The 25,092-nt window shown below is 74.5% G+C and carries 15 protein-coding genes; 10 read left to right on the forward strand and 5 right to left on the reverse strand.

Annotated elements, in window-relative coordinates; genetic code table 11:
- Positions 1–2 precede the first annotated feature (2 nt).
- The 5 genes from ACI3EY_RS00885 to ACI3EY_RS00905 are packed head-to-tail and all read left to right on the forward strand — an operon-like array spanning position 3 to position 6,912.
- The gene (locus tag ACI3EY_RS00885; RefSeq protein WP_405039086.1) at positions 3–1,070 is read left to right on the forward strand and encodes a UDP-N-acetylglucosamine--LPS N-acetylglucosamine transferase; all 1,068 of its coding nucleotides are present in this window, start codon (positions 3–5) and stop codon (positions 1,068–1,070) included.
- Positions 1,067–1,762, forward strand: coding sequence for a hypothetical protein (locus ACI3EY_RS00890; protein WP_405039087.1), 696 nt, complete (start codon positions 1,067–1,069; stop codon positions 1,760–1,762). The genes ACI3EY_RS00885 and ACI3EY_RS00890 overlap by 4 nt, the downstream gene beginning before the upstream one ends.
- Entirely contained in the window at positions 1,759–2,877 is a 1,119-nt protein-coding gene (wecB, locus tag ACI3EY_RS00895; protein ID WP_405039088.1) for a non-hydrolyzing UDP-N-acetylglucosamine 2-epimerase, read from the forward strand. The genes ACI3EY_RS00890 and wecB overlap by 4 nt, the downstream gene beginning before the upstream one ends.
- Before the next feature lie 41 nt (positions 2,878–2,918).
- Entirely contained in the window at positions 2,919–5,678 is a 2,760-nt protein-coding gene (locus ACI3EY_RS00900) for a hypothetical protein (RefSeq protein WP_405039089.1), read from the forward strand.
- Positions 5,679–5,688: 10 nt separating this feature from the next.
- Positions 5,689–6,912, forward strand: coding sequence for a glycosyltransferase family protein (locus ACI3EY_RS00905; protein WP_405039090.1), 1,224 nt, complete (start codon positions 5,689–5,691; stop codon positions 6,910–6,912).
- On the opposite strand, the gene ACI3EY_RS00910 is transcribed toward ACI3EY_RS00905, so the two are convergent.
- Together ACI3EY_RS00910 and ACI3EY_RS00915 are read right to left on the reverse strand one after the other, a co-directional pair.
- Positions 6,881–9,031, reverse strand: a complete 2,151-nt coding sequence (locus ACI3EY_RS00910) for a glycosyltransferase family 4 protein (RefSeq protein ID WP_405039091.1) — start codon at positions 9,029–9,031, stop codon at positions 6,881–6,883. The genes ACI3EY_RS00905 and ACI3EY_RS00910 overlap by 32 nt on opposite strands.
- Before the next feature lie 21 nt (positions 9,032–9,052).
- The gene (locus ACI3EY_RS00915) at positions 9,053–10,120 is read right to left on the reverse strand and encodes an inositol-3-phosphate synthase (RefSeq protein WP_405036993.1); all 1,068 of its coding nucleotides are present in this window, start codon (positions 10,118–10,120) and stop codon (positions 9,053–9,055) included.
- Positions 10,121–10,241: 121 nt separating this feature from the next.
- On the opposite strand from ACI3EY_RS00915, the gene ACI3EY_RS00920 reads away from it, so the two are divergent.
- Together ACI3EY_RS00920 and ACI3EY_RS00925 are read left to right on the forward strand one after the other, a co-directional pair.
- Positions 10,242–12,482, forward strand: coding sequence for a transglycosylase domain-containing protein (locus tag ACI3EY_RS00920; RefSeq protein ID WP_405039092.1), 2,241 nt, complete (start codon positions 10,242–10,244; stop codon positions 12,480–12,482).
- Positions 12,479–13,867: a hypothetical protein gene (locus ACI3EY_RS00925; protein ID WP_405039093.1), complete on the forward strand. Its 1,389-nt coding sequence runs from the start codon at positions 12,479–12,481 to the stop codon at positions 13,865–13,867. Before ACI3EY_RS00920 ends, ACI3EY_RS00925 begins: the two co-directional genes overlap by 4 nt.
- Here the strand turns inward: ACI3EY_RS00925 and ACI3EY_RS00930 are convergent.
- Genes ACI3EY_RS00930 through ACI3EY_RS00940 form a run of 3 tightly spaced genes read right to left on the reverse strand, consistent with a single transcriptional unit; the run spans position 13,816 to position 18,201 of the window.
- The gene (locus ACI3EY_RS00930; RefSeq protein ID WP_405039094.1) at positions 13,816–16,152 is read right to left on the reverse strand and encodes an acyltransferase family protein; all 2,337 of its coding nucleotides are present in this window, start codon (positions 16,150–16,152) and stop codon (positions 13,816–13,818) included. The genes ACI3EY_RS00925 and ACI3EY_RS00930 overlap by 52 nt on opposite strands.
- Positions 16,152–16,736 (reverse strand): hypothetical protein, encoded by a 585-nt coding sequence (locus ACI3EY_RS00935; RefSeq protein ID WP_405036997.1) that lies wholly within the window; start codon positions 16,734–16,736, stop codon positions 16,152–16,154. Before ACI3EY_RS00935 ends, ACI3EY_RS00930 begins: the two co-directional genes overlap by 1 nt.
- On the reverse strand, positions 16,729–18,201 hold the full coding sequence (locus ACI3EY_RS00940; protein WP_405039095.1) for a CCA tRNA nucleotidyltransferase: 1,473 nt from the start codon (positions 18,199–18,201) through the stop codon (positions 16,729–16,731). The genes ACI3EY_RS00935 and ACI3EY_RS00940 overlap by 8 nt, the downstream gene beginning before the upstream one ends.
- A gap of 82 nt (positions 18,202–18,283) precedes the next feature.
- Between ACI3EY_RS00940 and ACI3EY_RS00945 the strand changes: the two genes are divergently transcribed.
- The 3 genes from ACI3EY_RS00945 (at position 18,284) to murJ (ending at position 25,081) form a co-directional block, all read left to right on the forward strand.
- Positions 18,284–18,769: an NUDIX hydrolase gene (locus tag ACI3EY_RS00945; protein ID WP_405039096.1), complete on the forward strand. Its 486-nt coding sequence runs from the start codon at positions 18,284–18,286 to the stop codon at positions 18,767–18,769.
- A 73-nt stretch (positions 18,770–18,842) separates the two neighbouring features.
- Positions 18,843–21,326 carry a DUF6049 family protein gene (locus tag ACI3EY_RS00950; protein WP_405039097.1) on the forward strand — a complete coding sequence of 828 codons (2,484 nt, stop codon included), beginning with the start codon at positions 18,843–18,845 and terminating at the stop codon, positions 21,324–21,326.
- A complete protein-coding gene (gene murJ / locus ACI3EY_RS00955) occupies positions 21,323–25,081 on the forward strand; it encodes a murein biosynthesis integral membrane protein MurJ (RefSeq protein WP_405039098.1) in 3,759 nt (1,252 codons plus the stop codon). The genes ACI3EY_RS00950 and murJ overlap by 4 nt, the downstream gene beginning before the upstream one ends.
- The last annotated feature ends 11 nt before the right edge of the window (positions 25,082–25,092 follow it).

Below are 25,092 nucleotides of genomic sequence, written 5' to 3' on the forward strand. Positions count from 1 at the left end.
GTATGCCGTCCGTCCTCCTCGTCTCCAGCAACGGCGCGGGGATGGGGCACCTGACCCGGCTGCTGGCCTACGCGCGGCGGATGCCGGAGGGGACCCGTCGACACGTGCTGTCCCTGTCCCAGGCGGTCCCGGTGGTGGGACAGGAGGGCATCTCCTGGGAGTACCTGCCCTCGCAGGGCGCCTCCGGGTTGCGGGCCGCGAGCTGGCGCCAGCTCTTCGCCGAACGGGTCGGAGAGGTGCTCGACCGCCTCGACCCGGACGTCCTCGTCTTCGACGGCACCCACCCCTACTCCGGCCTGGACGTGGCCCTGGCCGCGCACCCGCGGACCCGGGCCGTGTGGTCACGGAGGGGGATGTGGAAGCAGGACCGCAACGAGCCGCAGCTGGAGAAGGCGGCCTGGTTCGACGCGGTGCTGGAACCCGGCGACCTGTCCGCGGCAGCCGACCGGGGCGCCACCGCCGCCGTCGCCGACGGTGAGGTGGCCCGGGTCGCACCGGTCACCCTGGTGGACCCCGGCGACCTGCAGGACCGGGCCGCCGCCCGGCAGGCGCTGGGCCTGCCGGGCGACGGGCCGCTGGCGCTGGTGTCGCTGGGCGCGGGGAACATCAACAGCACCGACGACGAGGTGGGGGCCGCCGCCGTGGCCCTGCGGGAGCGCGGGATCGGGGTCTGCGTCACCGCTCCGGACATCGCCGACCGGGCGTATACCGGGGACGTGCACCTGGTCCGCCACTTCCCGCTCTCGGAGCACTTCGCCGCCTTCGACTACGCGGTCGCCGCGGCCGGCTACAACTCCTTCCACGAGTCCCTCCGGCTGGGCCTGCCCACCCTCTTCGTGCCGAACACCCGGACCTCGCTGGACGACCAGGGCGCGCGCGCCGAGCACGCCGCCCACGCCGGCTGGGCGCTGAGCGCACCGACCCTCACCGGCGGCCGGGCCGGGCCACTGGTCGACGAGCTGGTGCGGCGCGGCCCCGAGCTGGCGGCACGGGCCCGGGACGCCGACCCCGGCAACGGCGCCGCCGCCGCCGCCGCACACATCCTGGATGTCGCCGGAGGTGCCCCATGAGTCTGCCCCCGGGCACCCGACGCCGGCAGCAGCAGCTGGCGCACTGGGTCCGCCGCACCCCCGGCTACCGGGCGGTGACCAGCACCGTGCTGCCCCGGGTGCGCGGCAGCGTGGTCCTCACCGACCTGGTCTGGCGGGTGCTCTCGCCCCGGCACGGCGCCGGCGAGGTGCTGATGCCGCTGCACGGGGGCAGGTACCTGACCGGACCCGGCGTGGACCGGCTGCCGGTCGTCGGGGTGCTGGCCACCGGGCTCAGCGGGCCCGAGGCGGAGGCGCTGGTCGAGCAGGTCGCCGCGCTGCAGCGCGAGCAGGCCAGCTTCCGACCGTTGCTGATCCTCGACCAGCCCGTCTTCGCGGCGGCCCGGGCACACGGCTACGTGCTGGAGCACCTGGTGCCGGAGGAGGTCTTCGCCGCCGGTGACCACGGTGGCACCGGCGACGGCGGTGATGGTGCTGGTTGGGGGGCATACCTCGGCACCCGGCTGGCGCAGCTGCGCCACCACTACCAGCTCTGGCACCTGGCCCGGGGCGGGCCGCACGGCCTGGACCCGGTGGACGAGCAGGTCGTCCGCGCGCTCGCCGCCCGGCTGCCGGAGGACCTCGAGGTCTCCGTCCTCGACGACGATGACGACGCTCCCGACCGCACAGACACCGGCACCGGCACCGGCACCGACCAGCAGGGCGACCGGTGAGCACCCCCGCCGTCGCGCCGCTGCTGCTGCACGTCGTCGGCGCCCGGCCGAACTTCCCCAAGGCGGCCCCGGTCCTCGCCGCCCTGCGCGAGCACCCGGTGCGCCAGCTGCTGGTGCACACCGGTCAGCACTACGACGCGCAGCTCAGCGAGGTCTTCTTCGACGAGCTGGGACTGCCCCGCCCGGACGTCGACCTGGGGGTCGGCTCCGGCTCGCACGCCACCCAGACGGCCGCCGTGATGGTCGCCCTGGAGCAGGTCTTCGCCGAGCACCGGCCGAGCATGGTGGTCGTCTACGGGGACGTGAACTCGACGGTGGCGGCGGCCCTGGTCGCCGCCAAGCTGCACATCCCGGTGGCGCACGTGGAGGCCGGGCTGCGCTCCGGCGACCGGACCATGCCCGAGGAGGTCAACCGGCTGGTCACCGACCGGATCAGCGACCTGCTGCTGGCGACCAGCGCCGACGCGGTCGCGCACCTGCACCGGGAGGGGGTCGACCCCGCGACCGTGCACCTGGTCGGCAACCCGATGATCGACACCGTGCTGCGGCACGTGCACCAGCTGGACCCGGCCCGGATCGCGACCCTGCGCGGGGTGCTGGAGCAGACCGACCCCCGCTACGTCGCCGCCACCGTGCACCGCCCCGGCAACGTCGACGACCCCGACGACACCCGTCCCCTGGTGGCGGCCCTGCACGCGGTCGCCGACCAGGTCCCGGTGGTGCTGCCGCTGCACCCCCGCGGCCGGGCGGGCCTGACCCGCGCCGGGCTGCTCGAGCACGGCGGGATCACCGTCCTGGAACCGCTGGGCTACCTGGACTTCCTCTCCCTGGTGCAGGGGGCCGCCGCGGTGGTCACCGACTCCGGCGGGGTCCAGGAGGAGACCACCGCGCTGGGGGTGCCGTGCCTGACCCTGCGCCCCAGCACCGAGCGTCCGGTCACCATCACCGAGGGCACCAACCGTCTGGTCACCCGCGAGCGCCTGGCCGACGAGGTGAGCAGGGTGCTGGCCGACGGTCGGCCCGCCCCCGGGTCGACCCCGGTGCCGCCGCTGTGGGACGGTCACGCCGGACCACGCATCGCCGAGGTGCTGGCGCGCGCGCTGGGAGTGGGCTGACCCCGTGCCGGACCCGACCGCCGACCCCGTGAGGACCTGCCGTGAACCCTGAGACCACGCCCGACCCGGAGCAGGTGCTGCTGGGTGCGCACCCGCACGGCTACCTGCTGCTCGCCGGGCCCGCCACGGCCCCGGGGTCCCCGCCTCCTCTCCGGGCACCCGCCGACACGGACGGCTGGCGGGTCGAGGAGCGTCTGCTGCCCGGGGCCACGCTGCACCTGCAGCCGCGCACCGTGCTCGCCTCCGCCACCGGCCGGGCCGGCGTCCTGGTCCTGCTCGGGCACCCGGTGGACGTGGCCGCGGGCCTGGTCGACCCGCAGGTGATCGCGGGCCGGCTGTGCACCACCTGGGACCACGCCGGCGAGAGCGCGCTGGTGGACGAGGCCGCGGCGCTGGGCGGCCGCTGGACCCTGGTCGCCGGCACCGCATCCAGCAGCGGGACCGGGGGCGGGGGCGACACCGGCAGCCAGCTGCTCGTGGTCCCGGACACGCACGCCTCCCAGCCGGTGTTCCTCGGTGAGGACGGGGGCCGTGTCGCGCTGGCCAGCTCGGCGTCGCTGGTGGCCGACGCGCTCGGCGCCGGCCCGGACGAGGAGTCGGTCGCGCTGCTGGAGACCATGCGGACCCGGCTGGCCGGTCGGACGGCCTTCATGCCCGGTCACCGGACGGCATACCGGGGGGTCCGGGCGCTGCTGCCGAACCTGCTCGCCCGGCTCTCCCTGGACCACGGGCGGGCGACCGCCACGATCGAGCAGGAACGGTTCTGGCCGCGCGAACCACGGGTCGGGACCGAGGACGTGGACGCCGTGTACGCGGCCTTCCGGGAGCGGATCACCGCGCACGTGGAGCTGCTGTCCCGGCTGGGACGCCCCGCCGTGAGCCTCACCGCCGGGATGGACAGCCGGGTCACCGCCGCGGTCGCCGGTGACCTGCTGCGGGAACGCGACGGGCTGACCTTCACCTACCTCAACCCCCGGGACGCCGCCCGGGGTGCCGGGGCGGCCGAGGACGTCATCGGTGCCAGCGCCGTCGCGTCGGCGCTCGGGGTGCCGCACCGGGTGCTGCGCTGGCGCCAGCCGCCCGAGGGGGGCACCTTCGACGTGCTGCACCGCCGCACCTACGCCCCCCTGGTGCCCTCCCGGGGGGCCGCGCACGCGATGTGGGCGGACCTGCCGCGGGACCTGGTGCAGCTGCAGTCGAACGGCGCCGAGTCCGGGACCACCTTCGCGCGTGCCCGCCGGGACGAGCCGCTCAGCCCGCGACGGCTGACCGAGATGATGATGGGCGGCCCCCGGGGCGCCCACGACGACCTGGCCGGGGCCGCCTACGGGGACTACCTGGAGAGCGCCTCCTTCACCCCGGAGCGGCTGCACGGCTACGACCATCACGACGTCTTCTACTGGGAGCAGCGGATGGGCCGCTGGGGGTGGCAGAAGTTCGTCGACGGCGACTTCGGTCACCGGATCCTGCTGCCCTTCAACGACCGGGTGCTGCTGGAGACCATGCTGTCGCTGCCCTACCCCTCGCGCCGGGACCGGGTGCTCTTCACCCGCCTCTTCGAGGACGTCCCGCAGGTGCGGCTCGGCGCCCGCACCGAGCCCCTCCGACCCCGGGTGCAGCGCGCGGTGCTGCGCCGGCTGCCCGGGACGGTCCGCGGCAAGGTCGACAGGTCGCTGTCCGAGCGGCACCGGCAGGCGGCGCTGCAACGGCTCACCTGGCCCGGTGGGTATGCCCTGCTGCTCGGCACGGACGTCCGTCGCCAGGCGGGGCCGGCCGGCTGGCCCCGGCAGACCCTGCCCGGCACCGGCGACGCCACCGCGAGGACCACGCTGCTGCGCCACCCGGCGCTGCCGCACGCCCTCGTCGGTGACGGTGACCGTGACGGCGGCGACTGGGTGCTGGTGCTGGGCGAGCCGGTCGACGTCGACGACGGGACGGACGGGGCATCGGCGGTGGCCGGGCCGCTGCTGGACCTGCTGCGCGAGGACGGCGTCGACGCAGCGGCCGCCCGCGCCTGCGCCCTGGCCGGCAGCTGGGTCGTGGTGCTCGGCACGGCAGCGGGCACGGTGCTGCTCAGCGACCCGCTCGTCAGCCTGGGGGCCCGGCGCAGCGCGGACGGCCGGGGGGTGCTCTCGCACGAGAGCCTGGCCCGCCGCTGGGGGCGCTCGGGCACGGTGCAGCTCGGGCCCGCGCAGCTGCTGCGGGGACGGCCCGACGCGTCCGGTCAGGTCTCCTGGCAGGGCGAGGACGCCACCGCCGCGCTCGCCGGCCTGGCCCGGTATGCCGCCGGGCTGGGGACCACCCGGGCGCAGCGGCTCGCCCGGCACGTCGAGCTGCTGTCCTCCCGGGGACCGGCGACCCTGGCCCTGGCGGGTGGCGACGGGCTGGTCGAGCTGGCCGGCGACCTGCCCGGGGCACGGGCCATCACCTGGTGGGACCGCACCGACGTCGAGGCCACCGGGCGGATGGTCGCGGCCTCCACCGAGGCCGCCGCGGCCGGCCTCGACCACCGGGTGGTGCCGCTGCGGGAGGGCACCACCACCGAGCACCGCGGTCCGAGCGCCCCCGGCCACGGGCTGCAGGCCCTGATGCGCACGTGGGAGCAGGACCGGAGCACCCCGGAGCTGCCGCCACCGCTGGGGGACACCCTGGACGACGCGCTGCCGGCACGGGCCGTGCTCTGGCTGGGGACGGTCCCGACACCGGGTCCGGCGCCGCTGCCGCGCACGCTCGACCTGGTGCAGGGCGTCCGGCATACCGCGCTGCCCTTCAGCGACCGGGTGCTGGACCTGCTGGACTAGAGTGACGGCGATGTCGGAGCCACCCCCCACCCCGGCGCGGGACCTGGTCGTGTCCTTCTGCTTCCCGCCCTACGTCGACACCGCCGCGATCGTCGCCGCCAAGCGGGTGCGCGAGGCCGGCCGTCCGGTGGACGTGCTGCAGAACAGGATGGGGTCGGAGCGGCGGACCGACCCCGACCTCGCCCAGATCGCGGGCGACCTGGTGCAGCGTCGCCACCCGATCCCCTCCCCGACGCTGTTCTCCGCCTGGCGGGGGATCTCCTCGTTCACCGAGAAGGGCGTGCAGCGCGCCCTGGCCTGGGACCGGGACGGCCCCGGCTACGAGCGCATGTACAGCAGGGCACAGTTCACGGCCAGCCATTTCCTGGCGGCCCGTTTCGCCCTGCTGCGGCCGGGCCTGCACTGGACGGCCGAGTTCTCCGACCCGCTGTCCCGGGACGTCACCGGCGCCGTCCGCCGGTCGCCGGTCCAGCAGGACGCGCTGCTGGAGCGGCTCGGGGAGGGTATGCGCCGGGCCGGGTTCGCGCCCCCCACCAGCGGCAACGCCTACGAGTGGGCCGAGCACCTGGTGTTCGCCCTGGCCGACTCGGTGCTCTTCACCAACGAGCACCAGCGCGACCTGATGATCGAGACGGTGCAGGACCCGGAGCTGGCGGCCCGGGCCCGCGAGCGGTCCGTGGTGACCCCGCACCCGACGCTGCCGCCGGAGTTCTACGAGATGGCCGAGGTCGACCGTCCGCTGGACCCGGCCCGGCGGCACGTGGGCTACTTCGGCAACTTCTACGCCACCCGGGGGATGGGCTCGGTCCTGGAGGCCCTGCAGGCGCTGCCGCAGCAGCAGCGGGACCGGTTGTGCCTGCACGTCTTCGCCGGGCAGCGCGAGGAGCTGGAGCGGGAGGTACGCGAGCGCGGCCTGCGGGACTGCGTACGCACCGGGCCCTTCCTCGGCTTCCTGCAGTTCCTGGCGATGTGCCGCCGGATGGACGTGCTGCTGGTCAGCGACGCGGTCACCACGGGGCTGCTGTCCACGAACCCGTTCCTGCCCAGCAAGTGGAGCGACTACCGAGGCAGCGGGGTGGCGGTCTGGGGGATGGTGGAGCCCGGCTCGGTGCTCGCCGACCAGGACCTGGCCTACCGCTCGCTGGCGGGGCACACCACCTCGGCGGTGCAGGTGCTCGCCGACCTCGCCGACAGCCCGGTGCTCAGACCCGGCCCAGCACCAGCTCCTGCATGAGCGACCTGCTCACGTCACCCGCGAAGCGGGCGTCCACGGTGGCCCGCGCCTGCGCGGAGGCCGCCGACCACTCCTGCTCACCGGCCAGCGAGCGGATCCGGGCCGCCGCCTGAGCGGGGGTCCCGACCACCCAGTCGTCGGGGAAGAGCCCGCGGGCACCGCCCAGGGACGCGAACATCGGCCAGTCCCGGACCACCGGCACCGCCCCTGTCGACGCCCCCTCGACCAGACCCAGCCCGAAGGACTCACGCCGGCTGGCGGACAGCACGAACCCGGCGGCGGCCAGGTGCGGCGCCAGGTCCCGGGTGTAGGCCACGAAGTCGACCCCGTCGCGCACGTCCTCCCTCGCCACCCGCTCCCAGAACTCCCGCGCGTAGGCGAGCTGGGAGCGGACCGACCCGGGCACGAAGTCGGTGCCCACGAGGCTGAGCCGCCAGGTGGGGTCCTCGGCCCGCAGCTCGGCCAGCACCTCCAACGCCCACAGCGGGTCCTTGACCCGCTGGGCCCAGCCGACCATGAGCAACCGGCGGCGGTGGCCCTCGGTCTTGTGCGTCGGCAGCCGGCGCGGGTCCAGGACGTTCGGGACCACGTGCACCCGGGTGCCGGAGAGCCGGTCGCCCAGCAGCCGCACGACCAGGTCGCGCAGGTGGTCGCTGACCAGGACCAGGTCGTGCACCCGGGTCCAGTCCAGCAGGTGGATCCAGGGGGAGAGCGCGTCCATGCTGTGCATCCGGAGCACCAGCGGCACCCCGGCGGGGGCGCTCATCACCGCGGCCAGCGCGCCCCGGTCGGCCCAGTCGACGAGGACCACGTCCGCGGCCTCCATCTCCTCCACCAGCTCCAGGTCGGGCTGCCAGACCTGGCCGAGGCCCAGCCGCAGGCGGGCCCCGACCAGACCCGCCTGGGTGCCCAGCCCGCGCAGGTCGGCGCGGGCGCGCAGGTCCGCGACGTGCACGTCGGCCCGCTCCCGCAGGGCCTCGATGACCGGGGTGGCGAACTGCGGGTAGGAGCCGGGGACGACGACCACACGCGGTCGCCCCCCGTCCCGAGGTGTCCCCGCCCCCTGCGCGGCAGCCGTCGGCATACCCTCCCGGCGCAGCACCGGGTGCTGCGGCACCGGCGCGGCCAGCAGCCGGCCGACGCGCGAGGCACGCCAGTCCTCGAGGAAGCCGTCGGGGTCCTCGACCAGGGGTGAGGTGAGGGTGTCCGCGTGCAGCTCGCGGTGGAAGAGCAGCTGCAGGGCCAGGGTCGTCGCGGACACCGCCCGCCGGGTGTCCTCGGCCTGGCGCGTGCCCTCCTGCGCGAGCACCCCGTCCGCGGCCTCCAGCAGCGCACGCACGGTGTCGTGCAGGCCGGGCTGCTCGCTGCCCTCCGCGGACATCCGGGCCAGCAGCCGCAGCCCGCCGCGCAGGGCGGGGTCGGCGGGGTGGTCAGTGGGGGCGTCCTCGTCCAGGTGGGTGACCAGGCCCAGGGCCAGGTCGTACTCCCCTACCCCGTGCAGGGAGTCCACCCAGCGGACCAGTGAGGGCTGGTGCCGCGGCGGGACCCCCACCCCCAGCTCGTCCAGCTCCGCGAGCAGCGGTCCCGCGTCCCGGATGTCGTGCGGCAGGAAGTTCTTCTCGCCCCGGCGCTGCACGGTGCGCCACAGCTCGGGCAGCCGGCCCCACCGGTCCAGCTCCTCGGGGCCGACCAACGGCCGCCCCCCGGTGTCGAGCCGGTCGCCCAACCCCCAGGTGTCCGGCCCGACGGGCACCACGGCGTCCGCCCGCTGCAGGGCGCGGCGGGCCCGCGGGTCCGCCCGCAGCAACCGGCCGAAGGGGTCCTCGCCCCGGTGCAGGACGGCGGTGCGCGCGGACCTGCCCAGCCGCAGCACCCGCGCCCGTCGACCGTTCGCGGGTGGCTCGCCGAGCTGCACCCGTGAGGTGAACGCACGCAACGCAGGTCCCGGTTCGCCCTGCCACCAGAGGAGCACCACCCGGTGCCCGACCGAGGACATCCCCCGCAGCTGCTGGGCCACGGCGTCCAGGTCGGTCGCATGCCGGGCGAGGGCGACGACCTGACCCGGCTCGGTGAGCGAGAGCGGGGTCCGGTCACCCGACCCGGTGCGAGAGTGCGCCACGCGCCGACCCTACGTGAGTCCTCAGCCGCGGATGAAGGCCTCCACCTGGGCGCGCCCCTCGTCGTCGTTCACCTGCACCGGCGGGCTCTTCATCAGGTATGCCGAGGCGCCGAGCACGGGTCCGCCCTGGCCGCGGTCCTTGGCGATCTTGGCCGCGCGGATGGCGTCGATGATGATCCCGGCGGAGTTCGGGCTGTCCCAGACCTCGAGCTTGTACTCCAGGTTGAGCGGCACGTCGCCGAACGCCCGGCCCTCGAGCCGCACGTAGGCCCACTTGCGGTCGTCCAGCCACTGCACGTAGTCGGACGGGCCGATGTGCACGTCCCGCTCGGCCATCGGGCGCGACATGTTGGAGGTGACGGCCTGGGTCTTGGAGACCTTCTTGCTCTCCAGCCGCTCCCGTTCCAGCATGTTCTTGAAGTCCATGTTGCCGCCGACGTTGAGCTGGTAGGTCCGGTCCAGGGCGACCCCGCGCTCCTCGAACAGCCGCGCCATCACCCGGTGGGTGATGGTGGCGCCGACCTGGCTCTTGATGTCGTCACCGACGATGGGCACCCCGGCCGCCTCGAACTTCGCGGCCCACTCGGGGTCGCTGGCGATGAAGACCGGCAGCGCGTTCACGAAGGCCACCCCGGCGTCGATGGCGCACTGGGCGTAGAACTTGTCCGCCTCCTCGCTGCCGACCGGCAGGTAGGAGACCAGCACGTCGGCGCCGGAGTCCTTGAGCGCCTGCACGACGTCGACCGGCTCCACCGGCGACTCCTCGATCATCTCGGCGTAGTACTTGCCGATGCCGTCCAGGGTCGGGCCGCGCTGCACGGTGATCCCGGTGTCCGGGACCTCGGCGAACTGGATCGTATTGTTCTCGCTGGTCAGCAGGGCCTTGGACAGGTCCTGTCCGACCTTGGCGGCGTCCACGTCGAAGGCCGCGACGAACTCCACGTCACCGACGTGGTACTCCCCGAAGCGGACGTGCATCAGGCCGGGGACCGTGGCCTCCGGGTCCGCGTCCCGGTAGTACTCGACTCCCTGCACCAACGCGCTGGCGCAGTTGCCCACGCCCACGATCGCCACCTTGACCGAACCCATACACACACTCCTGTCACGACATGCCACGGGCGGCCCTCAGGCCGCCCCTCCACGAGCCACCAACGCCGCGGGCACCGGGATGATTCCAGGAGCTCACACCTCACGTGGGCACAATGGGGGGGTGAGTCCCTCCGGCAGCACCCCCCAGAACCGTCGCCGCACGCGACCCGCCCGACGACGGGCCCGGCGCGGCGGCTGGCTGCGCCGCACCCTGCTGTGGCTGACCGGCCTGGGCCTGCTGGCCCTGGTGCTCGGGATCGGTGCCTTCGCGTGGGCCTACTCCACCACCGACATCCCGGAGCCCAACGACTTCGCCGAGACCCAGAGCTCGATCCTGTACTACGCCGACGGGGAGACCGAGCTGGCCCGGTTCACGGGGGGCTACGACCGCGAGTCGGTGCCGCTGTCCGAGGTGCCCGAGCACGCACGGGACGCGATGGTGGCCGCCGAGGACCGCTCCTTCTACGAGAACGAGGGGGTCTCGATCACCGGGACGGCGCGGGCGGCATACCGGACGCTGCGCGGTGACGGGGTGCAGGGCGGGTCGACGATCACCCAGCAGTACGTGAAGAACTACTACCTCACCGCCGACCAGACGCTGCAGCGCAAGTTCACCGAGCTCATCATCTCGATCAAGATCGACAACGAGCTCGCCAAGGACCAGATCCTGGAGAACTACCTCAACACCATCTACTTCGGGCGCGGCGCCTACGGCATCCAGACGGCGAGCCAGGCCTACTTCGGCAAGGACGTCTCCGAGATCACCGTCGAGGAGGGCGCCTTCCTGGCCGGGGTCACCAACGCCCCGTCGCTCTTCGACCCGGACTTCGCCGAGGGCAACGCCGAGCGCGCCACCGAGCGGGTGGGCTACGTCCTGGACGGCATGGTCGACGTGGGGTCGCTGTCCGCGGCGGACCGCTCCGGGCTGGGTATGCCGGAGGTCCAGGAGCCGTCCGCGTCCACCGCCATGCAGGGCGTGGAGGGTTACATCGCGCAGGCCGCCCGCGAGGAGCTGGTCGAGCTGCTCGGGGTCGGGGACGCCGAGATCGACGGCGGGGGGCTGCGGGTGACGACCACCATCGAGCAGCAGCACCAGCAGGCGGCCGAGACCGCGGTGGAGAGCTACCGGCCCACCGGTGAGGGCACCGACGACATCACCGTCGCCCTCACCGCGGTGCGGCCGGGCGACGGCGCGATCACCGCGATGTACGGCGGTGACGACTACCAGGAGACGCAGCTGAACTCGGCGACGGACGCGCGGGTGCAGGCCGGCTCCCTGTTCAAGCCGATCAGCCTGCTGGCCGCCGTCCAGGACGGGGTCGACACGCTGCAGACCTACCCCGGCCCCACCCCGATGACCTTCGGTGAGGACGAGCTCGAGGTCAACAACTTCCGTGACGTCTCCTTCGGCGAGCTCGACCTGCGCAGCGCGCTGGCGGAGTCGGTGAACACCATCTACGTGCAGCTCAACGAGCAGGTCGGCCCGGCGCTGACCCGGGACGCCGCGGTCGAGCTGGGCCTGCCGGAGGGCACCCCGGGTCTGGACACCGACCTCACCAACGTCCTGGGCACCGCCTCGCCCACCCTGCTGGAGATGACCAACGCCTACGCCACGCTGGCGGCCGAGGGCGAGCGGGCGACCCCGTACCTGGTGAGCAGGGTGGAGACCGCCGGCGGTGACGTCACCCACGAGGCGGACCCGCAGACCGAGGAGACGGTCGACCGGGACGCGGCCGTGGACGTGACCGACGCGATGACCTACGTCATGTCGCAGGGCTCCGGGATGACCGCCGGCGAGCTGGGCCGACCGACGGCCGGCAAGTCGGGGACCAGCGAGCGCAACGTGTCGGCCTGGTTCGACGGTTTCGTGCCGCAGCTGGCGACGGGCGTGGTGATGTACAAGGGTGACGGCACGGTGCCGATGCAGGACGTGGGCGGCCTGGACCAGATCACTGGAGGCAGCTTCCCGGCGCAGGTGTGGGGCGAGTTCATGCGCCTGGCCCTGGACGGTGAGGAGGTGCTCGAGTTCCCCGAGCGGGTCGGCACCAGCGGGCCCACCGCACCCGAGCCCACCCAGCCGCAGGAGACGCTGGAGCCGGCGCCGCAGCCGACGGAGCCGGAACCCGCTCCCGAACCGACCACGGAGGACCCCACCACCGAGGAGCCGACCACCGAGGAACCGACCACGGAGGAGCCGACGGAGCCCGAGCCCACGGAGCCGGAGCCGACGGAGCCGGAACCCACCGAGCCCGAGCCCACGGAACCCGAGCCCACGCAACCGGAACCGACCCAGCCCGAGCCCACCCAGCCCGCACCCACCGACCCGCCGGGTGACGGGACCGCCCCCGAGCCGACCGGGTGACCGGCGCCGGGGAGGGGCCGGTGCGGACCGGGGGCGGCGGGGCCGGGTCCCGCTCCGACGTCCCGTGGGTGGTGCCGTCCTGGGCGGACCCGGTGGTGGCGCGCGCCACCGGGGTGATCGGCGGCCCGCTCGGTCGGTATGCCGTCGTCGGCGCCCGGGGGCTGCCGGGGGTCGCGGCGGTGCTCACCCTGCTCGGCAGCCTGGCGCTGGGGCTGGGGGTCTGGCAGAAGGGCCACTGCCTGATGAAGGGGTGGAGCACGCCGGACCAGTTCTGGCGGGCCTGCTACTCCGACCTGCCGGTGGTCACCGTGAGCTCGCCGCTGGCGGACGGCTCCCTGCCCTGGTCCGGTGCCGCCGCCTCGAGCACCGCCCCGCTGCCCGGCGTGGTGATGTGGCTGATCTCGCTGGTCTCACCCGTCGAGGGACAGGGCCTCGCCGCCCAGCAGTGGGTGATGGTGCTCTGGATCCTGGTCTGCGTGGCGTTGACGGCGCTCGCGGTGCTGGCGCTGGTCGCCCTCGCCCCGGGCCGCCCCTGGCAGGCAGCGCACCTGGCGGTGAGCCCGGCGCTGGCGCTGCTGGCCCTGGTCTCCACCGACCTGCTGGGGGTCGCGCTGACCCTGCTGGCCCTGTGGGCCTGGCACCGGGAGCGGCCCTGGGTGGCCGGGGTGCTGCTGGGGCTGGCCCTGCTGGTGCGACCCTTCCCGCTGCTGGTGCTGGCCGCCGTGGTCCTGGTGTCCCTGCGGGGCGGACGTCGGCTGCCGGCCCTGCAGGTGTGCGTCGGCGCCGCCCTCGGCGCGCTCGCCGTGCTGGCCCCGCTGGTGACGGTGGAGCCACGCGCCCTGACCGGCCTCGAGCAGTGGTGGGGTCAGCCGGCCGGCTACGGGGCGCTGCAGATGGTGCCGCGGCTGGTGGGGACCGGCGTCCCGGCAGCGGTGACCTCGACGGTCGCCGTCCTCGGCTGGGTGCTGGCGCTGGGTCTGGGGGTGTGGGCCTCGCGCCGTGCCCGCCGGGTGGGGGTGGTGCCGTTGAGTGCGCTGATGCTGCTGGTCGTCGCGCTGACCGCCGCGTCGCTGTCGGTGCAGTCGGGGCTGTGGGTGCTGCCGTTCCTGGCGCTGTCGGCGCGGCCCTGGTGGGAGCACCTGGTCTGGGCGCTGGCCGAGGCGCTGCACTTCCTCACCACCTGGCTGCACATCGCCTTCGCCAGCGACCCCGGCCGGGGGCTGCCCGGCGACGCCTACGCGCTGGTGGTGGTGCTCCGTGCCGCTACCTGGGCCTGGATCCTGTGGCGGGTGTATGCCGCCGCCGACCCGGGTGAGGAGGGTGCTGGTCCCGCTCAGCGACCGGTGCCCAGCGCGGCGGAGCCCGCCGCCGCCTCCCGCAGCTGAGCCTCGAGCATCACCGCGAGCAGCTGTTCCTCGAACCGGTCCCGCAGCGAGCGGACGTAGGTCGCGGTCAGGTGGTTGCTGTCCCGCCAGACCACCACCTCGCCCACCACCGGGCTGCACAACCGGCCGGGGCAGACGGCGTCGGTGAGGTCGAGGACGGCCAGCCCGGGACGCTGGCTGCGGAGCAGCTCGTGGCCGGTCCCGGAGCGGCCCAGCGCGGCGGTCCGCCCGAAGGCACAGCTGCGGACCTCGTCCTCGTTCTCGACCAGGCAGGCGGGCACGTCGAAGGGGGCCCGCGGCACGTCCCGGATGAGGGCGGCCACCGCCCCGTCGGCCTCGATCCGGTCGATCCGGTTGCCCAGACCACGGGCCATGGCCTGGGCGCCGGTGGTGCCGTACGAGGCGCTGGAGAGCAGCACCACGTCCGGCTGCTCCTCGTCGAGCGCCTCGTCCAGGCCCTCCTGCCACTCGCTGCACTGCTGGTACTCCCCGGCCTGCCCGGACCGTTCGACCACCAGGTCGCGTCCCGGCGGGCAGGACGACTTCGTCATCGCCACCACCCGCCAGCCGCGCTCCCGGCCGATCGCGTCGAGCGCGGTCATCCACATCCCGGCGTGGCTGTCCCCGACCAGCGCCACGGTCAGCCCGCCCTCGGGGTCGCCGCCCTCGCAGACGCCGACCTCGGTGCCGGTCAGCGCGACGAAGCACCCCTCGGGCTCCATCACCGGGGTGTCGTCCGGGACCTGGCCGAGCGGCACCGCGAGGGTGCCGACCTGCTCCGGGATCTGCACGGCGGGCAGCGGCTCGCCGAGCTGCACCGCGGCATCGACCCCCTCCCCGGCGGCCGTGCCCATCTCCTGCGGGTCCCCCTCGCCGGTCGGTGGGGGGGAGGCAGTCGGCGAGGCGGTGTCCGGGTCGGTGGTCCCGGGCACCAGGGTGTCCGCGCCGACCGGGCCGCGCTGCTCGTCGACCGCGGCCGGGGTGCGCCACCGTGCCGTCTGCTCGGTGTCCGAGGGAGGCGCCGCCGCCATCACCACGACCCCCAGCAGGGCTCCGGCCAGGGTGCAGTTGAGGCCGAGGCGCAGGGTGCGCCAGGTCACCGCGGCGGGCGACATCCGATCGGCGAGCACCCGGGCGTGCCGGCGCACCGGGTCCTCCACGTAGCGGAACGACAGCCAGGCCGGCACCACCGAGACCGCGACCGCGAGCAGCCCCCAGCCGACCGGCAGGGTGCTCGGACCGCCGCGGCCCACCTGCGCCAGCTCGGCCGCGACCGCGATGAACGGCCAGTGCCACAGGTAGAGGCTGTAGGACAGCCGCCCCACCCACTGCAGCACCGCCGCGCGCAGCACCGCGACCGGACCCCACGGTCCCGCCGCAGGGCCGGCGACCAGCACCAGCGCGGTGCCGACCGTGGGCAGCAGGGCCCAGAGCCCGGGGAAGGCCGTGTCCTGGGTGATGACGACCAGGGATGCCAGCACCATCGCCAGCCCGACCCAGCCGGCGAGGGCGGCGAGGAGGCGGGGCAACCGCGGCCAGGCGGGGGCCGCGAGCGCGACCAGACCGCCGAGCATCAGCTCGTGCACCCGCGTCGGGGTGACGAAGTAGGCCGAGGGCTCCTGCTGGGTCCACCACCAGGAGACCGCCAACGAACCCAGGAGCAGACCGAGGGTGAGCGTCCACGCGAGGACGGTGAAGACCCGGGCCCGGCCGGCGGCATACAGCAGGATCAGCAGCAGCAGCACCGGCCAGAGCACGTAGAACTGCTCCTCCACCGCCAGCGACCAGTAGTGCTGCAGCGGGCTGGGAGCGCGTTCGAGGTCGAGGTAGTCCACCGAGCGCCAGGCCATCCGCCAGTTGACGACGTAGAGCGCCGAGGCGGTCAGGTCGCCACCCACCTCGCTCCACCGGGCCCGGGGCAGGAACGCCAGCACCAGCACGGTCGTGCCGGCCAGCGCGGTGAGGGCGGCCGGCAGCAGCCGGCGGGCGCGACGGGCGTAGAAGCGGGCGAGGTCGATCCGGCCCCGGCTGCGCGCCTCCTCCAGCAGCAACGAGGTCATCAGGAAACCGCTGACCACGAAGAAGACGTCGACCCCGATGAAGCCGCCGGGGAGCAGCGGGACCCCGGCGTGCCAGAGCATGACCCCCAGCACGGCCAGCGCACGCATCCCCTCGATGTCCTTGCGGAAGTCGCGCGGCACCGGCGGCACGCGCAGGGCGTGCCGTGCGGCGTGCATCGCCCGGGCCCGGGCCCGGGTGAGGGGGGCCTCGGTGGTCTGGTCCATCACGGCTCCGGCGCGGGTGGCGGGGCGGGGTGGTCACGCACCCAGATCCGGTGGGCTCCCTCCATCCAGACGGCCCCGGCCAGCGCCACCAGGGCGACCCAGACCCAGAGCAGGCTGCGCTGCCGCACGGGGTCGGCGGGGACCTGGGCGGCCCCGGCGAAGGTGAGCTCGCCGGTGGTGCCGCTCCGGTCCTGGACGAGGAGCACGGCGGCCGTGTCCGCCGCGAGCGCCGCGAGCCGCGGGTCGGGGGCGGTGGCCTGGACGTGCACCGACAGGTCGTCCCTGGCGTGCTCGACCCGCAGGTCGAGGCTGCCCCGGTATGCCTGCCCCAGCTCGACCTCGTCCTCGACCCGGTCGACCAGCGCCGGGTCGGCCATCAGCATCGAGGCGTCGTCGGCGGAGCGGGCGTCGGGTGCCGCGACGGTGGCGCTCGCGGCGTAGCTGTGCGGGCGCAGCAGCTCGATCCCGCCGACGGCCAGGGTGACGACCAGCACGACGGTGATCCAGGGCAGCCCGGCCAGCGCGTGCGTCCAGTGCTCGGGGGGTGCCTCGCCGTGCCGGGCCCGGGACCGTCGCCTAGCCACCCGTCGAGCCCTCCTGGGTCCACCACCTCAGGAGCTCGGCCCGCGCCGCCTCCTCGCCCAGCGGTCCCTGGTCCAGGCGCACGGCCAGCAGGTGCTTGTAGGCACGGCCCAGGGCGGGCCCGGGCTCGATCCCCAGCACCTGGCCGATCTGGTGGCCGTCCAGGTCCGGGCGCACCGCGTTGAGCTCCTCCTCGGAGCGCAACCGGTCGATCCGCTGCTCCAGGTGGTCGTAGCTGGCCGCCAGCCGAGCCGCCTTGCGCCGGTTGCGGGTGGTGCAGTCGGACCGGGTGAGCTTGTGCAGGCGCCCCAGCAGGGGGCCGGCGTCGGTGATGTAGCGCCGGACGGCGGAATCGGTCCACTCGCCCGAGCCGTAGCCGTGGAAGCGCAGGTGCAGCTCGACCAGCCGGGTCACCGACCGGATCGTCTCCTTGTCGAAGCGGAGCGCGCGCAGCCGGGTGCGGGTCATCTTCGCGCCGACCACCTCATGGTGATGGAAGCTGACACCTCCCCCCGGCTCGAAGCGTCGGGTCGGCGGCTTGCCGATGTCGTGCAGCAGCGCCGCCAGGCGGAGCACCAGGTCCGGCCCGGGCACCACGTCCTCGCCCTCGGCGCACGGCACGTCCTCCAGGTCGATCGCCTGCTGCAGCACGGTGAGGCTGTGCTCGAAGACATCCTTGTGCCGGTGGTGCTCGTCCACCTCCAGCTGCAGCGCCGGCAGCTCGGGCAGCACCTGCTCGGCGAGCCCGGTGGCGACCAGCACCTCCAGCCCGGCCCGCGGGTCCACCGAGAGCATCAGCTTCACCAGCTCGTCCCGGACCCGTTCGGCGGAGACGATCTCGAGCCGCGCGGCCATCTCCTGCATGGAGGTCAGCACCTCCGGTGCGGGGCGCAGCCCCAGCTGTCCGGTGAACCGTGCCGCCCGCATCATCCGCAACGGGTCGTCGCTGAAGGACACCTCGGGGCTCTGCGGGGTGCGCAGCACCTGCGCCGCCAGGTCCGCCAGCCCGTCGTGCGGGTCGACGAAGGTCAGCTCGGGCAGCCGCAGGGCCATCGCGTTGACGGTGAAGTCGCGGCGGACCAGGTCCTCCTCCAGCGACTCACCGAAAGCGACGGCCGGCTTGCGGGAACCGGCCTGGTAGGCGTCGGCGCGGTAGGTGGTGAACTCCAGCTGGTGCTCGCCCTTGCGGGCGCCGATGGTCCCGAACGCGCGCCCCACGTCCCAGGTGGTGTCGGCCCACCCGGTGAGCACCTGCTCGATCTCGTCCGGCGACGCGGAGGTGGTGAAGTCCAGGTCGGGGGAGGTCCGCCCGAGGAAGGCGTCCCGCACCGGTCCGCCGACCAGCGCGACGGTATGCCCGGACCCGACGAAGCGTTCGCCGATCTCGGTGAGCAGGCCCGCGGTGGGGGTCAGGTGGCGCAGGGCGCGCAGCAGCAGCGCGCCGTCGGTGGGGTCGGTGGAGGGCATCGGCACCAGGGTAGTCGGGCGGCGCCGACCGGCCGGTCCTCGTTCCCGGCTGGCTCTCGGGGTGACTCGTTACAGTGGGGTGATGACCACTACGCCCCCGCGCCAGCACTGTGGCGCGCGCCGGCTGCCGTCGGTCAACGAGACCTCTGCCGGCGGGGTGGTGATCGACGTGCACGAGGGGCGCGCACGGATCGCCATCATCGCCCGGCGCAACCGGTCCGGCCGGGTGGAGTGGTGCCTGCCCAAGGGGCACGTGGAAGCCGGCGAGACGCTGGTCCAGACGGCCGAGCGGGAGGTCGCCGAGGAGACCGGGATCGAGGGGCGGGTGCTGATCACCCTGGGCACCATCGAGTACTGGTTCACCACCTCCTCGCACCGGATCCACAAGATGGTCCACCACTACCTGCTGGAGGCCACCGGCGGCCGGCTGACCGTGGAGAACGACCCCGACCACGAGGCCATCGACGCCATCTGGGTCCCGCTCGACGAGGTGCACCTCAAGCTGACCTTCCCCAACGAGCGGCGGATCGCCCGCGAGGCCTGGCAGCGGCTCACGCGGAGCGCCTGAGCCTGCCGTGCCTGCACCCTCTCGCCCCGCGCGGGCGGCCCGTCGACCGAGCGGTCGGGCGCGACCGGCCAGGATGACGGCCCGTTTCCCGGCGGTGCTGACCGCACTGGCGGTGCTGGGCGTGGGGGTAGGGGTGCCGGACGTCGCGGCGGCGGTCCCGCCGTCGTCCGTCCCGGCCCAGGGGGACGCCGCCGACCAGGCCGGAGAGCAGGAGGAGGAGCAGGAGCCGCTGTCCCTGCTGCTGGACGACGTCGACCCCGCGGTGGCCGAGCCCGGGGAGGAGGTGCGCCTCACCGGGCGCATCCTGAACTCCGGGTCGACGGCCCGGCGCTCCTCCTCGCTCACCGCCGCCGTCTCCCCGGTCCCGCTGGCCTCCCGGGCCGAGATCGGCGCCTGGGTCGACGGGGACCCGGTGCGGGAGGCCACCACGGTGGTCGGGGACGACACCGTGGGCCCGCTGGTGCCGGCCGGTGGGGCGGTGCCCTTCGACATCACCGTCCCGGCGTCGGTGACCGAGAGCTTCCCGGCCGGACCGGGGGCGCTGGCCCTCGAGCTCACGGCCGGGGCGCAGGGTGACGACCGGGCGCAGAGCAGCGGGACGGTGGTGCTGCGCACGCTGCTCACCAGCGCCGGCACCCTCGAGGTGGGTGAGCCGCTGGACGTGGCCTGGCTGGTCCCGTTGACCCTGCCCGCCGACGCCGGGCTGAGCAGCCCGGACGCGGAGGTCAACGCGCGGGCGTGGATGGCGGCCACCGGGTCCGACTCCGTCATCGCCGGCTGGTTGGAGCAGCTCGAGATCCCGGAGGTCACCTACGTGGTGGACCCGGCCGCGCTGGTCCCGCGCCGCCCCACGCCGGGGGTCGCCACCCCGTTGGGCAGCGCGGACCCCGGGGGCGACGGCGAGGGGAGCGACGAGCCCGGGGACAACGAAGGGAGCGACGAGCCTGAAGGCACCGGGGACGCCGGCGACGACGCGGCGACCACCACCGGACCGACGCCCTCGGACGAAGCCGGCGCGACCGCCACCGACGACCCCGCCCAGACGCTGGAGCCCAACGAGCCCGCCGAGGAGCAGGACGCGCCCACCGACGTGGACGTGGCCGCCCGCCAGGCGGAGCTGCGCTCCGAGCTGACCGCCCTCGGGCAGGACCGCCTGTGGTGGTTGCCCGCCGACGACCCCGACCTCGAGGTGCTGCTCGGTCGCCCGTCCGGCACGGACACGGCCGAGCTGCTGGCCGCCTCCCCGACGGACCCACCGGAGGAGGTGGACCGACTGCTCGGCAGGGGCCGTGGCGACCTCGCCTGGCCGGCCACCACCGGGACCACCACCGAGCAGCTGGGCGTGCTGGCCGGCCTCTACGCCGACCGTCCGGACGGCGGTCCGTTGGGCGTGACGCTGCTGCCCCGGGAGGCCTTCACCGCCGACAGCGCCGCGGGGCCTCACCGTGGCGCGATCCCGCTGCAGGAGCCGGAGGGCGTGACCGCGCTCGGCGTCGACTCCTGGACCAGCGCCCTGGTGGCCGACGGTCAGCGGTCCGCCGAGGAGCACGGCGCGGGTGCCGCCGCGCAGCACCTGCTCGCCCACACGCTCGGGACCTACCAGGAGGATCCCGGGGTGCAGCGTGAGCTGGTGATCGCCCCACCGCGCGGGACGACGGCCCCGGCCGAGGTGCTGCAGCAGGTCAGCGAGGGGTGGCGGCTGGCGTCCTGGCTGACCCCGGTGAGCGCCCAGGACCTCCTCGAGCGCGCGGAGGGCACCGAGCCACTGGTGCCGACCCCCACGCCACCCCAGGAGAGTGTGCTCGGGCCGCTGGCCGCGCTGCTGGAGCCTGCGGACAGCCCGGTGACGTCCTCCCGTGCGGCCGCGCTGGTGCGGATCGACGAGGACCTGGCGGGCCTGCGCCAGGTCCTCCGTGACACGGACCCCCTGCAGTCCTGGGAGCCCGTCCTGGAGGGGCTGTGGTCCACCCGCTGGCGCGGTGACGAGGTCGCCTGGGAGCAGGCATACCGCGATCTGCGGGAGGACGTGGCCGCCGCCAACGCCGGCGTCCACGTCACCGCCAGCACGGTGAACTTCCTGACCGACCAGGGCGCGATCAACGTCACCGTCGTCAACGACCTGGGGGTGGCGGTGGACGACGTGACCCTCGAGCTGGAGGCCAGCAACGGGCGGCTGCAGGTGACCCGGCAGCCGGACCCGGTCAGCATCGGTCCCGGCAGCCGTGCCTCGGTCTCCTTCGACGCCCGCGCCATCACCCGGGGGGAGACCACGCTGACGGCCAGGATCCTGACCCCGGACGGCACCGTCCTGGGATCGGAGGCCGCGATCGACGTGCGGATGCAGCCGGCCGGGCTGTGGATCTACTGGGTGCTGGGCGGGCTGGCCGGCCTGGTGCTGGTTCTCGGCCTGGCCCGCGCCCTGCGCTCCGGCCCCCGCTCCAGGTCGGCGAAGACGTCGGCGACAGCGACGTCGTCCTCGGGGCCACCGACGCCGACGCCGACGCCGCCGACCCAGGCCCCGACCACCGACACCCGTGACCAGGAGAACCCTTCGTGAGCACCTCCTCCAGCTCGTCGCTGGCCCGATCCAGCGCCGTGATGGCAGCCGGGACGCTCGTCTCACGGGTCCTGGGACTCGGCAGGATGGCGCTGCTGGCCTACGCGATCGGCAACAACACCCCGGCCGGCAACGTCTGGGAGACCGCCAACACCATCCCGAACACGATCTACCTGCTGCTCGCGGCAGGTGTCCTCAACGTGCTGCTGCTCCCGCAGCTGACCCGGGCGATGACCCGGGGCCGGGAGGGCCAGGAGTTCAGCGACCGGCTGATCACCCTGTCCCTGGTGGTCCTGGGGGCCGGGACGGTGCTCTTCGTGCTGGCCGCCCCGCTGGTCACCAAGCTCAACGCCGTAGCCTGGGCCTGGGACGACCCGAAGCTGCAGCTGGCGATCCTGTTCGCCTACCTGTGCATCCCGCAGATGCTCTTCTACGGCGTGCACACCCTGCTCGGGCAGATCCTGGCCGCGCACCACCGGTTCGCGGCCTTCATGTGGAGCCCGGCACTGGCCAACATCATCGCCATCGGCGGGATCCTGCTCTTCCTGCGTCTCTACCCCGAGACGTCCCCCCGCACCGAGGCCCCGCCGCTACCGCTCGCGGAGTGGACCCCCGACATGATCGGGCTGCTCGCCGGGTCCGCGACGCTCGGCATCGTGGTCCAGGCCCTGGTCCTGATCCCGGCCGTGCGGGCCACCGGGTTCACCTGGCGCTGGCGGTGGGGCTTCCGTGGGGTGGGTCTGGGCACCGCCTCGGTGATGGCCGGCTGGGCGCTCGCGGACGTCGCCCTGTCCCAGGGCGGGATGCTGGTGGTCACCAACCTGCTCAACGACGCGGTCGACTCGGCCCCGGGGGTCGCCGGCAAGAACGCGTACACCTACGCCTTCGCGGTCTTCGTGCTCCCGCACTCGCTGATCGCGCTCTCCTTGCTCACCGCGATCTACCCGGTGCTCTCCAAGGACGCGGCCGCCGACCGGCTCGACGTGATGGCCGAGAACACCGGTCGCGGGCTGCGGCTGCTGGGGGCGGCGATGGTGCCGATCGCGGTGGGCGTGATGCTGCTGGCACCGTTGCTGGTGCGGGTGATCTACCCGGCCAGCACGCCCTCGGCGCACAGCTCGATCGCGGCGATCGTGATCGCGATGACGGTCGGCCTGGTCCCCTACGGCGTCTACCTGCTGTGCACCCGGGTCTTCTACTCCTTCGAGGATGCCCGCACGCCCTTCCTCTTCCAGGTCTCGATCACCTCGGTGCTGCTCACGGCGAGCGTGATCGCGTTCTTCCAGCCGCCGACCCGGGTCGCCATCATGCTCGGTCTGGGCCAGGCGCTGGGTCAGGGCACCGCGGCGGTGCTGGGCCTGCGGGCGGTGCGCCGCCGGCTCCCGGGCATCGGGCTGCGGCAGGTCGGTGGCAGCTACCTGCGTTCCCTCACGGCCGCCGTGCTGGCGCTGCTCCCGGCCGCCCTGCTGGTGCACGTGCTGGACCGGTCCCCGGAGCCGACCACGGGTGCCCTCACCCAGCCGCAGAGCCCAGAGTCCCTGGTCAGCGCCTTGGCGGCGCTCGCCGTCGCCGGCCCCGTCTACCTGGTGGTGTATGCCGTGCTGGCGCACCGCCTGGGGGTCCGGGAGGTCTCCGAGGTCGCGTCCCCGGTGCTGCGCCGGGTCCCGGGGCTGCGGCGTCTCGCCCCGGACGGCGACCCGGGCACCGGCCAGGGCGTGGTGCCTTCCCTGGTGCCCGCCGAGGTGCAAGGTCCGGCGTCCGGGCACGGCGCGGCGGAGTACGACAGGGGCGGGCCCGACGGCACACTAGGGTGGGACGCCGTGGGCGCGTCTGCGACGGGAGAGGACAGCAGCATGGATCGGCTCGAGGTGGGAACCCTGCTGGGGGACCGCTATGCCCTCGACGAGCTGCTGGCCGAGCGTGAGGGCGGTAGCCTGCAGTACTGGTCCGCGCGGGACGTGACCCTGGGACGCCTGGTCGCGGTCACCGTGCTGCCTGCCGACGGGGAGGACGCGGCGATCGCCGAGGCGGTCCTGGACGGCGCCCGGCGGGTCGCCTCCGTCGACGACCCCCGGCTGGTCCGGGTGCTGGACGTGGGCCAGGAGGACGGCCTCTGCTGGATCATCGAGGAGGGGCTCTCCGACGCCGAGTCGGTCGCCTCGCTGGTCGAGGAGCACCCTCTGCCCGCCGAGGAGGTGCGACGTCTGGTCGGCGAGAGCGCCGCGGCGCTGGAGTCCGCCCGCCGACGTGGCCTGCACCACCTGTACCTGAACCCGCACGCGGTGCTGCGCACCCGGGACGGCGCGGTGAAGGTCTCCGGGGTCGGGGTCGCCTCGGCGTTGGAGGGCACGGACGACGTGACCGCCGACGAGGCGTCGATGATCGACAGCGCCGACCTGATCTCGCTGCTGTACACCGGGCTCACCGGACGCTGGCCGGGTGAGGACCTCGCCGGTGTCCGGGCGGCCCGTCGCCTGGCGGACGGCACGCTGCCCGCCCCCTCCGAGCTGGTGGCCGGGGTTCCCGGCGACCTGGACGCCCTGTGCCGCCTGGCGCACGGCTCGGACGCCGACCTGCAGAGCGTCCCGCACACCCCGGGGGAGCTGACCCGCCAGCTGGCGCCCTGGTCCTCGGAGATGGTCCGCCGGCCGCGCCCCGACGAGGTGCAGGGCGGGACCGGTGGGTCCGAGCGTCCGGACGGACGCCCCGGGGGTGCCGCAGCCGGGGCCACGGGAGCGGCCGGGGCGGCCGCTGCCGCCCGCTCGGACACCGAGACCGGCTCCGGCACAGGGGGATCGGCGCAGGGTCGGGGTGACGCGACCACCGAGGTCCCCCGCCCGTACTTCCGGACCGACCGTGGCGCCGACAGCACCGAGGTCCACCAGCCGGTCACCGCGGGGCGCGACGACGACACCATGGGTGGCCTGCTGGCCGCCGGTGCCGTGCGCGAACGCCGGGAGTCCGGATCGGGCCATGCGCCCCAGCGCGCCGCCGCGGCAGGGGCCGCAGCCGCGTCCCGCCGGCCGGCACCGGCCCGCGGTGAAGGCCGCGGCCCCGACGACGGCGATGACGAGGGCCTGCCAGAGGCCCGCGGCACGGGCGCGCAGACCGTCCTGGTCATGCTCATCACGCTGGCGCTGCTCGGCGTGGCCGTCTTCCTCGGCTGGGGCGTGATCCGCGGTCTGGGCGACGACGAGGGCCAGAGTGCGCAACCGACCGCCGAGGCACCCGCCGACGACGCCTCCACCGCTTCCGAGGAGCCGGCCCCTGCAGAGGACGAGGAGGAGGAGCCCGCCCCCGAGGAGGAGGACGACGGCTCGGCCTCCGGGCCGGTGAGCATCCAGGGGATCACCTCCTTCGACCCGCAGGGTGACGGTGACGAGCGCAACGACCTCACCCCGCTGGCGGTCGACGGCGACACCGAGACCGAGTGGACCTCGCACACCTACCTCTCCCCCGGTTGGGGCTCCCTCAAGGACGGCACCGGCCTGGTCCTGGACCTCGGCGAGGGTGCCGAGGTGGGCGAGGTGGAGGTCCTGCTCGGCGAAGGCGAGATGGGTGCCACCCTCTACCTGTCCGACAGCCCGTCGCTGGACGGCGCCACCGAGCTGGGCAGCGAGGACGCGGCCTCGGGGACCTGGACGGTCAGCCCGGAGGAGGCCGCCTCGGGTCGCTACCTGATCCTCTGGTTCACGACGGCCTGGACCTCCCCCGAGGGGGAGATCGTCAGCGTGCGCGAGATCTCCGTCAGCTGACGGCGGTGACA

Source organism: Serinicoccus shuyuelongi (assembly GCF_045032955.1).
GTDB lineage: Bacteria > Actinomycetota > Actinomycetes > Actinomycetales > Dermatophilaceae > Ornithinicoccus.

What these genes read in the sequence shown, in the direction of transcription:
- ACI3EY_RS00885 (WP_405039086.1), top strand. Translation starts at nt 3, where the DNA reads ATGCCGTCCGTCCTCCTCGTCTCCAGCAACGGCGCGGGGATGGGGCAC.
- ACI3EY_RS00890 (WP_405039087.1), top strand. Translation starts at nt 1,067, where the DNA reads ATGAGTCTGCCCCCGGGCACCCGACGCCGGCAGCAGCAGCTGGCGCAC.
- ACI3EY_RS00905 (WP_405039090.1), top strand. Translation starts at nt 5,689, where the DNA reads ATGTCGGAGCCACCCCCCACCCCGGCGCGGGACCTGGTCGTGTCCTTC.
- ACI3EY_RS00915 (WP_405036993.1), bottom strand. Translation starts at nt 10,120, where the DNA reads ATGGGTTCGGTCAAGGTGGCGATCGTGGGCGTGGGCAACTGCGCCAGC.
- ACI3EY_RS00930 (WP_405039094.1), bottom strand. Translation starts at nt 16,152, where the DNA reads ATGGACCAGACCACCGAGGCCCCCCTCACCCGGGCCCGGGCCCGGGCG.
- ACI3EY_RS00940 (WP_405039095.1), bottom strand. Translation starts at nt 18,201, where the DNA reads ATGCCCTCCACCGACCCCACCGACGGCGCGCTGCTGCTGCGCGCCCTG.
- ACI3EY_RS00945 (WP_405039096.1), top strand. Translation starts at nt 18,284, where the DNA reads ATGACCACTACGCCCCCGCGCCAGCACTGTGGCGCGCGCCGGCTGCCG.
- ACI3EY_RS00950 (WP_405039097.1), top strand. Translation starts at nt 18,843, where the DNA reads ATGACGGCCCGTTTCCCGGCGGTGCTGACCGCACTGGCGGTGCTGGGC.